The organism is Isoptericola sp. MSGPD8_1_ISO-PGPR-S23-394 (assembly GCF_058072785.1).
In genome coordinates this window covers 821,798-836,203 of sequence record NZ_CM176517.1, presented here as the reverse complement: position 1 = coordinate 836,203, position 14,406 = coordinate 821,798, and the positions used below count along the sequence as shown (strand labels likewise).

The 14,406-nt window shown below is 72.8% G+C and carries 12 protein-coding genes; 2 read left to right on the top strand and 10 right to left on the bottom strand.

The window, feature by feature from the left end; genetic code table 11:
- Window positions 1–55: 55 nt before the first annotated feature.
- From AC3RJ8_RS03750 to AC3RJ8_RS03740, 3 genes are all read right to left on the bottom strand, one after another.
- The gene (locus AC3RJ8_RS03750) at window positions 56–1,027 is read right to left on the bottom strand and encodes a hypothetical protein (RefSeq protein ID WP_489714605.1); all 972 of its coding nucleotides are present in this window, start codon (window positions 1,025–1,027) and stop codon (window positions 56–58) included.
- Window positions 1,024–1,650 carry a SigE family RNA polymerase sigma factor gene (locus AC3RJ8_RS03745; protein ID WP_489714604.1) on the bottom strand — a complete coding sequence of 209 codons (627 nt, stop codon included), beginning with the start codon at window positions 1,648–1,650 and terminating at the stop codon, window positions 1,024–1,026. The genes AC3RJ8_RS03750 and AC3RJ8_RS03745 overlap by 4 nt, the downstream gene beginning before the upstream one ends.
- 144 nt (window positions 1,651–1,794) lie before the next feature.
- A complete protein-coding gene (locus AC3RJ8_RS03740; RefSeq protein WP_489714603.1) occupies window positions 1,795–3,633 on the bottom strand; it encodes an ABC-F family ATP-binding cassette domain-containing protein in 1,839 nt (612 codons plus the stop codon).
- 69 nt (window positions 3,634–3,702) lie between these two features.
- On the opposite strand from AC3RJ8_RS03740, the gene AC3RJ8_RS03735 reads away from it, so the two are divergent.
- On the top strand, window positions 3,703–4,680 hold the full coding sequence (locus AC3RJ8_RS03735; RefSeq protein WP_489714602.1) for an acetylxylan esterase: 978 nt from the start codon (window positions 3,703–3,705) through the stop codon (window positions 4,678–4,680).
- A gap of 60 nt (window positions 4,681–4,740) precedes the next feature.
- Here the strand turns inward: AC3RJ8_RS03735 and AC3RJ8_RS03730 are convergent, their stop codons facing one another.
- The 7 genes from AC3RJ8_RS03730 to metG form a co-directional block, all read right to left on the bottom strand.
- Window positions 4,741–5,673, bottom strand: coding sequence for a 4-(cytidine 5'-diphospho)-2-C-methyl-D-erythritol kinase (locus AC3RJ8_RS03730; RefSeq protein ID WP_489714601.1), 933 nt, complete (start codon window positions 5,671–5,673; stop codon window positions 4,741–4,743).
- Window positions 5,670–6,542, bottom strand: a complete 873-nt coding sequence (gene rsmA / locus AC3RJ8_RS03725; RefSeq protein ID WP_489714600.1) for a 16S rRNA (adenine(1518)-N(6)/adenine(1519)-N(6))-dimethyltransferase RsmA — start codon at window positions 6,540–6,542, stop codon at window positions 5,670–5,672. Before rsmA ends, AC3RJ8_RS03730 begins: the two co-directional genes overlap by 4 nt.
- A gap of 28 nt (window positions 6,543–6,570) precedes the next feature.
- A complete protein-coding gene (locus tag AC3RJ8_RS03720; RefSeq protein WP_489714599.1) occupies window positions 6,571–7,908 on the bottom strand; it encodes a resuscitation-promoting factor in 1,338 nt (445 codons plus the stop codon).
- A 224-nt stretch (window positions 7,909–8,132) separates the two neighbouring features.
- On the bottom strand, window positions 8,133–9,446 hold the full coding sequence (locus AC3RJ8_RS03715; RefSeq protein ID WP_489714598.1) for a resuscitation-promoting factor: 1,314 nt from the start codon (window positions 9,444–9,446) through the stop codon (window positions 8,133–8,135).
- A 208-nt stretch (window positions 9,447–9,654) separates the two neighbouring features.
- Window positions 9,655–10,791, bottom strand: coding sequence for a resuscitation-promoting factor (locus AC3RJ8_RS03710; RefSeq protein WP_489714597.1), 1,137 nt, complete (start codon window positions 10,789–10,791; stop codon window positions 9,655–9,657).
- A gap of 143 nt (window positions 10,792–10,934) precedes the next feature.
- A complete protein-coding gene (locus AC3RJ8_RS03705; RefSeq protein WP_489714596.1) occupies window positions 10,935–11,924 on the bottom strand; it encodes a TatD family hydrolase in 990 nt (329 codons plus the stop codon).
- Window positions 11,924–13,720: a methionine--tRNA ligase gene (gene metG / locus AC3RJ8_RS03700; protein WP_489714595.1), complete on the bottom strand. Its 1,797-nt coding sequence runs from the start codon at window positions 13,718–13,720 to the stop codon at window positions 11,924–11,926. The genes AC3RJ8_RS03705 and metG overlap by 1 nt, the downstream gene beginning before the upstream one ends.
- Window positions 13,721–13,821: 101 nt before the next feature.
- On the opposite strand from metG, the gene AC3RJ8_RS03695 reads away from it, so the two are divergent.
- The gene (locus tag AC3RJ8_RS03695; protein ID WP_489714594.1) at window positions 13,822–14,400 is read left to right on the top strand and encodes an isochorismatase family protein; all 579 of its coding nucleotides are present in this window, start codon (window positions 13,822–13,824) and stop codon (window positions 14,398–14,400) included.
- Window positions 14,401–14,406: the final 6 nt, after the last annotated feature.

Genomic DNA, 14,406 nt, shown 5'->3' with positions numbered 1-14,406 from the left:
CAACTGGCCGACGGCGTGTCGTGTACCCACAGCGAGAACAGGGCGTCAGACGACGTCAGCACGTCTCCCAGCTCGCACAGCCGGCCATCTCCAGCGTGGGCTCGACCGGTGGCTGGTGAGCGGGGCGCTCGTCGATGAACGTCTCGGTCCAGAGATGGTCGTCCGCGCGCTCCTCGAACCCGTGCACCGTCCGCTCCAGCAACAGTTGCTCGGTCGGCGAGTAGACGAGCTCGACCATGCCGCTCTCCGCAGGCTGGTAGGTCATCCGCGCCCCCGGCCGCCCCGTCGTGTCCGTCGCACCGTCCTCCACGACGGCGCCGGCCAGGCCGGTGACGACCTCCCACACGGCGTCTCGCAAAGGCGGTGGCGCGGGACTCGCCGTCAGCAGCTCCGTCGCCATCTCCAGCACCTTGTCGTCCGGCGTGCCGACACTCCTGCCCTCCTGGACGCTGTCGTACAGGATCGCCTCGATCTGTGCGGGGTCCGTCGGCAGCGCCTCGAGCGCGTCCCACCCGATGTGCACCCACTCGTCGTCGACGAGCAGGGTGCCCCACAACCCGACGGGACCGAAGGCGATCGGGTTCTCTGCGTCGTCGTCGCGGATGACGATCCCCGGGTCGGTCCGTCCATACCACCCCTCCTCGGGGTGGCTCTCCTCCCGACCACCGTCCACGGCGACGTTCACCGAGCGGACGTACCAGTAGTCGGCGTCCGGCCACCCTTCACTCCCGGTCACCACCTGGCGCTCCGCGCTCGCGGCGGGCGCCGACTCCGCCGGGGCGGACGATGCCGGGGCAGGCGCCGCCGGGGCGATCTCCGCCGTCGTCGGCCTCCATGGCTGCGCCTGGGCGACCCACCCGGCCGCGAGCGCCACCGCCCCCACCGAGGCGACACCGGTCGCGACCACCCGGCGGGCGCGCCGCCGTCGGGCCCTGGGCAGCACCGCGTCGGTGTCGACGTCGACGGCCGGGGCAGCCCGGTCGACGCACGCGCGCAGCTGGTGGGCGAAGGTCTCGTCGTCGTTCATCGTCCCGCCTCCTCGTCGGTCGTCGATGCGCCGGCGGCTCCGAGCACAGAACGCAGCTGGGCGAGCCCTCGGGACGCCGTGGACTTCACGGTGCCTGTCGAGACGCCGAGGTCGTCAGCGACCTCGCGCTCGCTGAGCCCGACCAGGTGGCGCAGGACCACGATCCGTCGCTGCCGTCCGGTCAGGGTGGCCAGCGCACGGACGAGCTGGTCACGTTCGGCGTGCTGGTCGGCTGCCCCGCTCCGGCCCGAGGCCGGCTCGGGCAGCTCGGTGGGTGCGGTGAGCACCTCGCGCCGACGACGGCGCCACAGGTCGATGCGCTGGTTGGCCAGCACCCGCCGGGCATAGGCGAGCGGGTCCCGCTCCCGCGCCGTCGGCCACTTCAGGTAGGTCTTGGTCAGAGCGCGCTGGACCAGCTCGTCGGCCTGGTGCTCGTCACCGCACAGCAGCCAGGCCGTGCGGGCGAGCGCAGGGGCGGCCTCCCGCATGAAGGCGGTGAACTCCTCGGCGTGCGTCGTCCCGGCGGCGACCACGCGGACGCGCGGGGCGCCACTCGTGGCGACACCTTCGTCGTCGGGCGGATCAGGCAGGTCGGCCCAGCGGTCGAACGTCCTCGTGGTCACTGTCACACCCTGTACACGTCCGGGCTCGCTCAAAGGTTGAGCCGGGAGCGCCTCAGGGCCGCGCAACCCTGCGTTGTGGGTGCACGACACGCCGCCGGCATCAGCTGGCCGACGGCGTGTCGTGCGCCCACAGCACGGTCGGGGTCACTCGGCGAGCTCGGCGGCCTCCAGCCACTCCATCTCGACCTCGTCCTTCTCGGCGAGCAGCTCCCGCAGCCGGGCGTCCAGCCTGGCCGTGGCCTCGAAGTCGGTCGGGTCGGCGGCCATCGTCTCGTGCAACCGTGCCTCCTCCTCCGCCAGCCGGGTCAGGCGCTTCTCCAGCCGCTGCACGGTCTTCTTCGCAGCCCGCTGCTCAGCGGGCGACGCCTTCGGCACGGCCGTCCCGCCCGTGCCGGGCTCCTGCCCCGACTCCCGACCACGGGGCGAGCCGGACGCCGACGCCGACGCCGCAGCACGGCGCAGCTCCAGGTACTGCTCCACTCCCCCGGGCAGGTCCCGCAGCGTGCCGTCGCCGAGCAGCGCCCACTGTCGGTCGCACACCCGCTCCAGCAGGTACCGGTCGTGCGAGACCACGATGAGGGTGCCGGGCCAGCCGTCGAGCAGGTCCTCCACCGCGGCGAGGGTGTCCGTGTCGAGGTCGTTGGTGGGCTCGTCGAGCAGCAGCACGTTCGGCTCGGAGACCAGCAGCCGCAGCAGCTGGAGGCGACGACGCTCACCGCCGGACAGGTCCCGCACGGGCGTGTGCGCCCGCTCGCGCGTGAAGCCGAGCCGTTCGGTGAGCTGGCCCGCCGTCATCTCCTTGCCGTCGACGACGACGGTCCGCTTCTCGGCGTCCACCACCTGCACGGCCGTCCGGTCACCGACCTCGTCGAGCTCGGTCACCTCCTGGGTCAGCTCGGCGACCTCGACCGTCTTGCCGCGACGCACGTGTCCGCCGTCGGGCTCTCGCCTGCCCGCGAGGAGGGCGAGCACCGTCGTCTTGCCGGCACCGTTGACGCCGACCAGCCCGTAGCGGTCGCCGGGCCCGAGCCGCCAGGTGACGTCGTCGAGCAGGGTGCGTTCGCCGCCGTCCGGCCGCGGGACGGTGACGGTGACGTCCTCGAGGTCGAGCACGTCCTTGCCGAGCCGCTTGGTGGCCATCTGGGTGAGCTCGAGCGTGTCGCGCGGCGGCGGCTCGTCGTCGATGAGCGCGGCGGCGGCGTCGAGCCGGAACTTCGGCTTGGAGGTGCGGGCGGGGGCGCCGCGCTTGAGCCAGGCGAGCTCCTTGCGCAGCAGGTTGTTGCGCTTCTCGGCGGCGGCGGCCGCCTGCCGGGACCGCTCGGCACGCGCGAGGATGTAGGCGGCGTACCCACCCTCGTAGCCGTCGACGGCGCCGGTCCCGTCGCCGCGCACCTCCCACATGCGCGAGCAGACGGCGTCGAGGAACCACCGGTCGTGGGTGACGACCACGAGGGCACCCGTCGCGCCAGGACGTCCGTACCGGTCGCGCAGGTGCTCGGCCAGCCAGGCCACCCCTTCGACGTCGAGGTGGTTCGTGGGCTCGTCGAGCAGCAGCACGTCGGGGTCGGTGACCAGCAGCGCGGCCAGCGCCGCCCGGCGACGCTGCCCGCCGGAGAGGGTCGACACCGGCTGGTCCAGGTCGAGGTCCGCGAGCAGCCCGGCGTGCACGGCGCGGATGCGGGAGTCCGACGCCCACTCGTGCGTGGCGTCGTCACCGTGCACGAGGTCCAGCACCGTGGCACCGGGCCGGGCGTCGTCACGCTGGTCGAGCATCCCCAGCCGGGAGCCGCCCACCCGGGTGACCCGCCCGCCGTCGGGCGTCGCGGTGTCCGCGAGCAGGCGCAGGAGGGTGGACTTGCCGGCGCCGTTGGGGCCGACGACGCCGATGCGGTCGCCGTCGTCCAGCCCGAGGGAGACGCCGTCGAGCAGGGTGCGGGTGCCGATGGTCAGGGAGATGCCGTCCGCACCGAGGAGATGAGCCACCGCAACAGCGTAGTGGCGAGCTAGCCTCGGACCGACGCCGCCGTCCGCAGCAGCCCGAAGGAGACCCGCATGGCCCAGTTCGACCTGCCCCTGGCCGAGCTCGAGCAGTACACGCCCGAGATCGACGAACCCGCCGACTTCGACACGTTCTGGTCCGGCACGGTGGCGGAGGCCCGCGGCCACGGCGGCGAGGTACGCGTGGAGCGGATCGACAGCGGGCTGACCGAGCTCACCGTCGACGACGTCACGTTCCCGGGGTTCGGCGGCCACCCGATCAAGGCATGGCTCGTCCGCCCGGCCCGCACGGACGCCCCGCTGCCGGCTGTCGTCGAGTTCGTCGGCTACGGCGGCGGGCGCGGGCTGCCGCACGAGCAGCTCGGTCTCGCGGCGGCGGGGTTCGCCCACCTGGTCATGGACACCCGGGGCCAGGGTTCCGGCTGGGGCTCGGGCGGGGACACCCCCGACCCGGTGGGGCACTCCCCCGCGGCCCCCGGCTTCCTGACCCGCGGCATCCTCGACCCGGCCGAGCACTACTACCGCCGGGTCTTCACGGACGGAGTACGAGCCGTCGACGCCGTCCGGCAGGTCGACGGGATCGACCCGGCACGCGTCGCGGTCGCCGGGACGAGCCAGGGTGGCGGCATCGCGACCGCCGTGGCGGGGCTTCTCCCGGACGTCGTCGCCGCCGCCCCGAACGTGCCGTTCCTCAGCCACTTCCGGCGGGCGGTCCGGATCACCGACGCCTTCCCGTACGGCGAGATCACGCAGTACCTGTCCGTGCACCGCGAGCACGAGGAGGCGGTGTGGCGCACGCTGTCCTACCTGGACGGCGTGTCGTTCGCGCGCCGGGCGCACGCCGCCGGGCTGTTCTCGGTCGCGCTCAGGGACGACGTCTGCCCGCCCTCGACGGTGTACGCCGCGTACAACGCGTGGGGCGCTGCGGACAAGCAGATCGACGTCTACCCGTACAACGGGCACGAAGGTGGCCAGCACTACCGGTTCGCGCCCACCCTGGCGTTCCTGCGCAAGCACCTCGACCAGGCCTGAGTCTGCGCTACCTCGGCACCAGCAGCGCTACCTCGGCACCAGCAGCGCTACCTCGGCGGGTCAGAGGACCCGCGCCCCCGGGGCGGGGGCCGTCGTGCACCACACCGCGTCGGCGGTGTCCTCGGCGGTCCACGTCGCGGCGATCGCCAGCGCGTGCTGGCGCGACCGCGCCAGCGCCGCGACCGTCGGCCCGGACCCGGAGACCATCACCCCGAGCGCGCCGCCGTCGCGTGCGACCTGCAGGGTGCGCTCCAGCTCGGGACGCAGGTCGAGCGCCGCGGCCTCGAGGTCGTTCTGCAACGCCGCACCGAGCGCCGTCGGGTCCCCGGCACGCAGGGCCTGCATGAGGCCGTTGTCGTCGGCGTCGTCGACGGAGGGCGCGGTGGGGCCGGTGAGCTCGTCGAACCGCCGGTAGACCGCCGGGGTGGAGAGCCCGTCGTCGCGCGTGGCGAAGGCCCAGTGGAACTCGCCGCGGGTCATCGCCGGCGTGAGCAGGTGCCCGCGGCCGGTGCCGACGGCGGTGTGCCCCAGCAGCGCGAACGGCACGTCCGAGCCGAGGGTCGCCGCCAGACCGGCGAGCTCGTCACGGGGCAGCGCGGTCCCCCACAGCGCGTCGCAGGCCAGCAGCGTCGCGGCGGCGTCGGCGGACCCTCCGGCCATCCCGCCGGCGACCGGGACACCCTTGGCGATGTGCAGCGCCACGCTGGGGTCCAGCCCGACGTGCCGGGCGATCACCTCGACGGCCCGCCAGGCGAGGTTGGTGCCGTCCAGCGGGACGCGGTCGGCCTGCGGCCCCTCGACGGTCAGCGAGATGCCGGCGCCCTCGGGCACCTCGGTCGCGGTGACCTCCTCGTACAGCGACACCGCCTGGAAGACCGTCACCAGGGGGTGGTAGCCGTCGTCGGCCACGGGCCCGACGCGCAGCGTGAGGTTGATCTTTCCCGGGGCGCGCACGCGGACGGACGGCGCGGGGGCGGCGGCGAGGTGGCTCACGCGTCCACCGTGCCAGCACCGGCGCCCAGGCGCTCGGCGATGCGGGCGAAGTCCGTGATCGCCAGGCGCTCACCGCGCAACGACGGGTCGATACCGGCGGCGCGCAGCGCCTCCTCGGCAGCGGCGCCGGAGCCGAACAGGCCGGACAGCGCCGCCCGCAGCGTCTTGCGTCGCTGCGCGAACGCGGCGTCGACCACGGAGAAGACCTCCTGGCGGGTCGCGGTGGTCGACGGCGGCTCGTGCCGCACGATCTCCACCAGCGCCGAGTCCACGTTCGGCACGGGCCAGAACACGTGCCGGCTGATCGTCAGGGAGCGCCGGGCGGCCCCGTACCAGGCGGCCTTCGCGGACGGCACGCCGTAGGTGCGGGAACCGGGGGGCGCCGCGAGACGGTCCGCCACCTCGGCCTGCACCATGACGAGCACCGACCGCAGCGACTCGAAGCGCTGGAGGAACGTGAGCAGCACGGGCACGGCGACGTTGTAGGGCAGGTTCGCCACGAGGGCCGTGGGCGGAGCGCCGGGCAGGTCGGTGACGGTCATCGCGTCGGCGGTCACCAGCTCGAGGTCAGCGTCGGGCAGGTGGCGGTGCACGGTGGTCGTGAGCTGGCCGGCCAGGACCGGGTCGATCTCGACGGCGACCACGGAGGCGCCGGCCTCCAGCAGCCCGAGGGTCAGGGACCCGAGGCCGGGGCCCACCTCCACGACCCGGTCGCCGGGCTGCACCCCCGCCGCACGGACGATCTTGCGGACGGTACCGCCGTCGTGCACGAAGTTCTGCCCGAGCGTCTTGGTGGGCCGGACGCCGAGACGCCCTGCCAGCTCGCGGATCTCCGCGGGGCCGAGCAGGGCGCCAGGGGTGTCAGTCATGGGGCTGAGTATCGCCCGTCGGGGCGGCTCAGTACCAGTTGTTGGCCTGGGAGTGGCCCCAGGCCCCGCACGGAGAGCCGTAGCGGCCGGCGATGTAGTCCAGGCCCCAGGCGATCTGCGTGGCCGGGTTGCTCTGCCAGTCGGCACCGGCGGTCGCCATCTTGCTGCCCGGCAGCGACTGCGGGATGCCGTAGGCACCCGACGACGGGTTGGCGGCCGTGTGCGACCAGCCGGACTCCTTGGTCCACAGGCTCTCCAGGCACGTCCACTCGCTGCCCGTCCACCCGCGGTCCGCGGCCATCTGCTGGCCGATCTGGCGGTTCGACCCGGAGTAGCCGGACGAGGTGCTCGACGACGACCCGGAGGACGAACCCGACGACGTCGCGGGCTCCGGCTCCGGCTCAGGCTCGGGCTCGGGCTCGGGACGCTCCTTGGTGCCCTGGAGGAGCACCTCGGTGACCGGCTCCGCGGTCACCATCGAGGTGATCTTCTTGTTCGAGATCTCCTTGCCGTCGACCGTGGTGATCTCCCGGACGACGGTGCGCGAGCCGGGCTCGCCCTTCTTCTTGACCTTCGGGTCGAGGTCCTCGTAGCGCTTCGAGCTCTCCTTGGTCCGGGTGTCGAAGGCGATCTCCTTGACCTTCGTGACCCGCTCGACCTCGACGCGCTCGACGACGACGGCGACCTGCGGCAGGTCGGCGTCCTGGGGCACGTCGGCGGCCTCCACCCCGGCGTCGTGGGTCGTGGACAGGGTGACGGAGTCGTCCTCGTCCACCTCCACGTCGGCCGCGGCCAGGACGGCATCCACGTCGTCGGAGCCGTCGACCACGTCGACGGTGTCGTCGTGGACCACGGCGACCTCGTCGCCGTCGTGGACCTCCAGGGGCAGCTCGACGCGGTCGTCGGCGCGGGAGGCCACGAGCGCGATGTCGTTGCCGCGCTGGGAGAGCAGGTCGAGGGCCTCGTAGGCGTCGGCGGCGGTCACCCACGCGGAGGTGGGCTCGCCGTCGATCTCGACGTCGACCTGCTTGCCGGTGCGCACGACGACGTCGCTCGCGTCGGTCAGCGGGTCGGCGAGAGCGGGCGAGACCAGGTCGCGGTCGGTCACGGCAATGTCCTCGGCGGCGAGCAGTCCCTCGACGTCGCCGGCGAAGCTACTGACGGTGCGGGACTCGCCGTCGACGTCGAGCGTGACGGTCTTGTGGGCCTGGGACACGGCGACGGCGGAGCCGCCGCCGACGACGAGGGCGCCACCGGCGACGGTGGCGACCAGCGCCCGACGGCGGCGGGTGCGGCGCGTCCGGGTGACGGCGCGGGTCTCGGCCGTGGTGGGCCGGGGCTCGTGGTTCTCCGGTGCGGAGCTCATGGATCTCCTGAAAGACGGGGGGGTGGCCCCCTCAGGGGCCATGGCTCATACAGCAGATGTCGACTGTCGAGCGCGAACGACACCCGACCGTAACTGATTCGTTATGGAGCGCAACACGGTCTGGGTCACACTCCGCGGCCCGCCACGATGACTTCACCTGGCTTCACACGCCGGGCACACGAAGGCCGCCGGGGCGGCTGGGCGCCCCGGCGGCCTTCAGCGGGTCAGAGCAGGCCGAGCTTGCTGGCGCAGTGCGGCCACTGTCCCCAGCCCGAGCGCTCCTGCAGGATCTGCGCGCGCTTCGTCTGCTCGGCAGCGGATGCGTCCGAGGGCAGCCCGGAACCGCCCACGGCCTGCCACGTCGGCAGCGAGAACTGGTAGAGCCCGTAGTAGCCGTTGCCGGTGTTGGTGGACGGGTTGCCACCGGACTCGCACTGGGCGAGCTGGGACCACACGCCCGCCGGGGCGCTGCCACCGGAGGAGCTGGTCGAGCCGGAGTCGCTCGAGGAGCTGCTGGACGACGAGCCGGACGAGGAACCGGACGACGTCGCAGTCTCGGGCTCGGGCTCCGGCTCCGGCTCGGGCCGCTCCTTGGTGCCGACGACGACGATCTCGTCGACCGGCTTCTTCGTGACCTCGTTCGAGACCTTCTCGCGCGACTCGACCTCACCGTCGACGCGCGTCACGCGCTTGACGATGGTCCGCTCGCCCTTCGAGCCCTCCTGCGAGACGAACGACCCCTCGTCGCTGTAGCGGTCCGAGTCCTTCTTGGTGACGGTGTCGAAGTCGATCTTCTTCGTCTTCTCGACCTTCTTGACGTCCACGACCTGCACGACGACGCGCACGGTCGGCTCGCCGGCGGCGCCGGGTTCGACGCGGTCGACGTGGACGCGGTCGTCGTCGTCGATCTCGACCGACTCCGCCTCGAAGAGCTCCGAGAGCGTGCGGGCACCGTCGTCGACCACGGTCTCCTCGCCGCCCACGACGAGGGCGACCGGCTGGTCGGCGTCGAGGCGGATCGGCAGGGACGCGCGGTCGGCGGACCGCGAGGGCAGCAGGCGGACCTGCTCGTCGCGGGTGGCGAGCTGCTCGAGGGCGTCGTCGGCGTCGAGGGCGGCGACCCAGACGTCCTCCTGCTCGCCGTCCGCCTCGACCGTCAGCTCGCGGCCGTACCGGACCTCGACCACGGCGCCGTCCCGCAGCGCGTCGCCGGCCGCGGGGGTGACCTCGTCGTTGTCGCCGACGCGGACTCCCTCCTCGGCGAGGACGTCGTCGACGGTGTCGGCGTACGTCGTGACGGTGACGAGGTTGCCGTCGACGTCGAGCGTGACGTCCTTGCGGAGCTGCTCCACCACGGCGAAGCTCGCGCCGCCGGCGACCACGAGGCTCAGCGCGACCACCATGGCGACCAGCGGCCACCGGCGGCGCCGTCGGGCCGTCGCGGCGGCAGGCGCCTCGCCGGCCGTGGCCGTGGGCTCGGCACTGACGGGGACGGGGGCGGTCGGCGGCGTGACGGAGTCGTCGGGCCAGTCGTTCAAGATGGTTCCAGACGTCGGCGGTACCGGCCACGACGGCGGTTCCCGACGGGTGGTCGGGCACGCGGTCGATCCGGTGGCTCCGACGACCGTAACCGCATCGTGATGTTCATCCAAGGGCACCTGTGGTAGGTATGCCCGACTACGGCGCGGTATGCCGGAAAAGAACTCCGGGTTTCCGGGACGGAGATCACACCCCTGAGGGGGTGGCTCAGTACCAGCCGACCGACATCGAGTGGTTCCAGGCACCGCACGGCGTGCCGTACCGGCCCGAGATGTAGCCCAGCCCCCACGAGATCTGCGTGGCGGGGTTCGTCCGCCAGTCCGAACCGGCCGACGCCATCTTCGAACCCGGCAGGGCCTGCGGGATGCCGTACGCGCCGCTCGAGGAGTTCTCCGCGTTCCAGCGCCAGTTGGACTCCTTGGTCCACAGCTTGTCGAGGCAGACGAACTGGTCGTCACCCCAGCCACGCTCCGCCGCGAGCGACCGGGCGACCGCCTTGGCCGAGCCCGGGTCGACCTGCACCTGCGAGACGTCGAGCGTGCCGACCACCACCACCTCGTCGACCGGCTCGACCGTGACCGCACGGTCGACGACCGTCCGGCGCACCTCCGCACCGTCGAGGGTGTGCACCTCGTACGTCGTCACCCGCTCCCCCGGCACGCCGCGGGTCTGCACGGACTCGTACCCCAGGGGCAGGTCGTCGGACTCGACCCGCTCGGTGTCGAACGGCATCACCTCGGTGACGATGTCCGACGCCGTCTCGCCCCGGTTCACCACCACGACCATGCCGTCGACGGCGGCCGCACCGAGCGGCACCGAGGTCCTGTCGTCGTCCCCGAGTGAGATCTCGACCTCGGCGAGGACGTCCCGCACCGTGGCCTCCGTGGTGCGCAGCGGCAGCACGGACCCGTCCACGGACACGTGCACCGTCTTGAGCGTCGAGACCCGCACCGGGCCGCGGCCCAGCGGCTCACTGCGGGACGCCGTCGTCACCGCACCGTCGCCGCGCGGCCCCAGGGCGGCGAGCAGCTCGCCCACCGTGTGCGCCGTCGTCGTGAAGGTGGTGGTCTCGCCGTCGACCTCGAGCGTGACCTCCTTGCTGGTGCGCACCACCACCTCGCCACCGTCCGGGGCCGGGGCGGAGGCGGCCGGCTGGACGAGGTCGTCCGGGCCGGGCCGGATGTCGTGGAACGCGAGGACGTCACCCACCGTCCGGCCGTAGCCGTCGAGGGTCTGCACCTGGCCGTCCACGTCGACCAGGACCTCGTGGTGCGTGTCGACCACGCCGTACGCCCCGACCGCCACCGCCGTCACCACGAGGGCCTGCAGCGCACCACGGACCACGCCGCCGAGCGGGCCCCGGCGCCCTACGTAGCGCCCCGGGGGTCGGCGACCGGAGGTGGCATCACGCCGGTCCCGCCGTCGTCCCTGCTCACGCCTCGTCACGATCACCAGACCGTAGTCGAACCAGCGCCTCAGCGACAGGGTCACCACGTCCCGTAGACGCGCTCGGCGTTCCGCGAGACCGCTCGGCAGAGCTCGTCGAGCGGGCGCTGCAGCGTGTCCGCCATCGCCCGCACGGTGTGCGCGACGACGTACGGGGCGTTGGGGCGGCCGCGGAACGGGTGCGGCGGCAGGTAGGGCGCGTCGGTCTCGACCAGCACCAGGTCGAGGGGCACGGTCCGCAGCGCCTCGCGCAGGTGGTCGTTCTTCGGGTAGGTCACCGGGCCCGCGAAGGACAGGTACCAGCCGTGCTCGGCGGCCAGCGCCGCCATCTCGGCGTCCCCGCTGTAGCAGTGGAACACCGTGCGCTCCGGGGCGCCGTCGGCCAGCAGGACGTCGATCACCTGCTGGTGGGCGTCACGGTCGTGGATCTGCATCGCCAGCCCGAGCTCCTTGGCCAGCGCGACGTGCGCCCGGAAGGCCTCGCGCTGCACCGCCTCGCCCTGCGGTCCGGTCCGGAACAGGTCCATCCCGGTCTCGCCGACGGCCCGGACGCGGGGGTTGTCCCGGGCGACCTGGGCGACGCGCGCGATCGCGTCGTCGAGCCCGACGGCGTGGTGCTCGCGCGGGGACGGTTCGAGGCCGTCCGGGCCCACCTCGCGCACGCCGGCGTGCAGGACCGCCTCGTTGGGGTGGATCGCCACCGCGCCGACCAACGCACGGGTGCCGAACAGGAGCTTGCGCCCGCTTTCAGGCGCGAAACCGGGCCCAGGCTCCTGTTCGGCACCGGTGGTGCGCAGCAGAGCGTCGGTCCACTCGATCGACGGCAGGTCGCAGCCCACCTGCACCATCCGGTCGACGCCGACGGCGGCCGCCCGGGCGAGATGGTCCGCCACGGTCGGGACCGGCTCGCCGGGCGACGCGTCGCGCGCCAGCGCACCGATCGCGTCCAGGTGCGTGTGGTTGTCGACGACGGCGACCGGCAGCGGCTCCGGGTCGGGCGGGAAGCCCCGCTCGCGCTTCGACCGTCCCATCAGGCCTTCTCGCGCAGGCGTTCCAGCTCCTCCTCGACGATCGAGTCGTCGAGCTTGGTGAACACCGGGGTCGGCTTGGCGATCGGGGTGCCCGGCGTGACGGGGCGGGACTCCCACGCCGGGAACCGGTACGTGCCGTCGTGGTCGCCCGTGATGACCGGATAGTGCCGGGAGTCGTCGTCGAGGTCGGTGACCTCCTCGATGCGCGGCTGCGGGGCGAACTCCCCCGTGCCGCCGAGCACCTCGTGCACGGACTGGGCCGAGTGTGGCAGGAACGGCGCGAGCAGGGTGTTGCAGTCGCTCACCGCCTGGGTGGTGGTGTGCAGCACGGTGGCGAGCCGGTCCGGGTCCGCCTTGAGCTTCCACGGCTCCGTCTCGGAGACGTAGCGGTTGACGTCGCCGACGACGCGCATCGCCTCCGCGATCGCGGCCCGTTGCCGGTTCGACTCGATGAGCGACCCGATGTCACCGAACGCCTTCCGCGTGGCCGCCAGGACGTCGTGGTCCGTGTCGGTCAGCTCACCGGCCGTCGGGATCTCCCCGAAGTTCTTGTGCACCATCGACGCCGTGCGGTTGACCAGGTTGCCCCAGCCCGCCACCAGCTCGTCGTTGGTGCGGCGCAGGAACCCGTCCCACGTGAAGTCGACGTCCTGGTTCTCCGGCCCGGCCGCCGCGACGTAGTAGCGGAACGCGTCGGGCTGGTAGCGCGCCAGCATGTCGCGCACGTAGATGACCACGCCGCGCGAGGACGAGAACTTCTGGCCCTCCACGTTGAGGAACTCGCTGGAGACGACCTCCGTGGGGAGCTGGAGCGACCCGAACTCGCCCGGTGCACCTCCGCGCGACCCGCCGCCGTCGTACGCCAGCAGCTCGGCCGGCCAGATCTGGGAGTGGAAGGTGATGTTGTCCTTGCCCATGAAGTAGTACGAGCGGGCGTCGGGGTTGGTCCACCACTCGCGCCACGCCTCGGGCGTGCCCTGGCGGCGGGACCACTCGATCGAGCTGGACAGGTAGCCGATGACGGCGTCGAACCACACGTAGAGCCGCTTGGCGGGGTTGTCCTCCCAGCCCTCCAGCGGCACGGGGATGCCCCAGTCGATGTCGCGCGTCATGGCGCGCGGGCGGACGTCGTCGAGCAGGTTGCGGCTGAAGTTCAGCACGTTGGGCCGCCAGCCGCTACGGGTCTCGAGCCACGACGACAACGCGTCGACGAGCGCCGGCAGGTCGAGGAAGAAGTGGTTCGACTCGACGAACTTCGGCGTCTCGCCGTTGATGCGGCTGCGCGGGTTCTTCAGGTCGATGGGGTCGAGCTGGTTGCCGCAGTTGTCGCACTGGTCGCCGCGCGCGCCGTCGTAGCCGCAGATCGGGCAGGTGCCCTCGATGAAACGGTCCGGCAGCGTGCGCCCCGTGGACGGGGAGATGGCGCCCATGGTCGACTTCTCGACCATGTAGCCGTTCTTGTGCACCGTGCGGAACATCTCCTGCACGACGGCGTAGTGGTTGCGCGTCGTGGTCCGCGTGAACAGGTCGTAGCTGAGGCCCAGGTCCGCAAGATCCTTGGTGATCACGCGGTTGTAGCGGTCCGCGAGCTCCTGCGGCGTGACGCCCTCCTGCTCCGCCTGGACGAGGATCGGGGTGCCGTGCTCGTCGGTGCCGGAGACCATCAGGACGTCGTGACCCGCCATCCGCATGTGCCGGCTGAAGACGTCGGAGGGAACGCCGAAGCCGGCGACGTGGCCGATGTGCCGCGGGCCGTTGGCATAGGGCCACGCCACGGCCGAGAGGATGTGGGTCATGCCCCGAATCCTAATGGCCGACGGCGGTGGGTGACCGGGGCGTCCAGGCTGCGGCCCCGTCACCCCTGGGCGGCCCTCGCCCGCGGTGGCACAGTAGGAGCATGAGCACGCGCGCACTGATCGTCGTGGACGTCCAGCCGACCTTCTGCGAGGGCGGCGAGCTCGGCGTGGAGGGCGGCCACCGCGTCGCGGCCGACGTCGCCGCGTACGCCGGGGCGCACCGCGACCGGTACGGCCTGGTCGTCACCACCCAGGACTGGCACATCGATCCCGGCGAGCACTTCAGCGACACCCCGGACTTCGTGACGTCGTGGCCCGTCCACGGCGTCGCGGACTCCCCGAATGCGCAGCTCCACCCGGCGCTCGCGGACCTGGCCGCCGACGTCACCGTGAAGAAGGGCCAGTACGACCACGGGTACTCCGGGTTCGACGGGGCCGACGACGAGGGGCACAGGCTGGTCGACGCGCTGCGGGACGCCGGTGCCGACGCCGTCGACGTGGTCGGCCTCGCCGAGTCGCACTGCGTCAAGCACACCGCGCTCGACGCGGCACGCCTGGGCTTCACCACCCGCGTGCTGACCGACCTCACCGCTCCGGTCTCGCCGGAGCTCGGGGAGCAGGCCCGCAGCGAGCTCGCCGACGCCGGGGTCGAGCTCACGGGGTCCGGGGACGTCGGGTAGGCCCGA

Coding starts and splice junctions, on each gene's coding strand:
- AC3RJ8_RS03750 (WP_489714605.1), bottom strand. CDS start 1,027: ATGAACGACGACGAGACCTTCGCCCACCAGCTGCGCGCGTGCGTCGAC.
- AC3RJ8_RS03735 (WP_489714602.1), top strand. CDS start 3,703: ATGGCCCAGTTCGACCTGCCCCTGGCCGAGCTCGAGCAGTACACGCCC.
- rsmA (WP_489714600.1), bottom strand. CDS start 6,542: ATGACTGACACCCCTGGCGCCCTGCTCGGCCCCGCGGAGATCCGCGAG.
- AC3RJ8_RS03720 (WP_489714599.1), bottom strand. CDS start 7,908: ATGAGCTCCGCACCGGAGAACCACGAGCCCCGGCCCACCACGGCCGAG.
- AC3RJ8_RS03705 (WP_489714596.1), bottom strand. CDS start 11,924: ATGGGACGGTCGAAGCGCGAGCGGGGCTTCCCGCCCGACCCGGAGCCG.
- metG (WP_489714595.1), bottom strand. CDS start 13,720: ATGACCCACATCCTCTCGGCCGTGGCGTGGCCCTATGCCAACGGCCCG.
- AC3RJ8_RS03695 (WP_489714594.1), top strand. CDS start 13,822: ATGAGCACGCGCGCACTGATCGTCGTGGACGTCCAGCCGACCTTCTGC.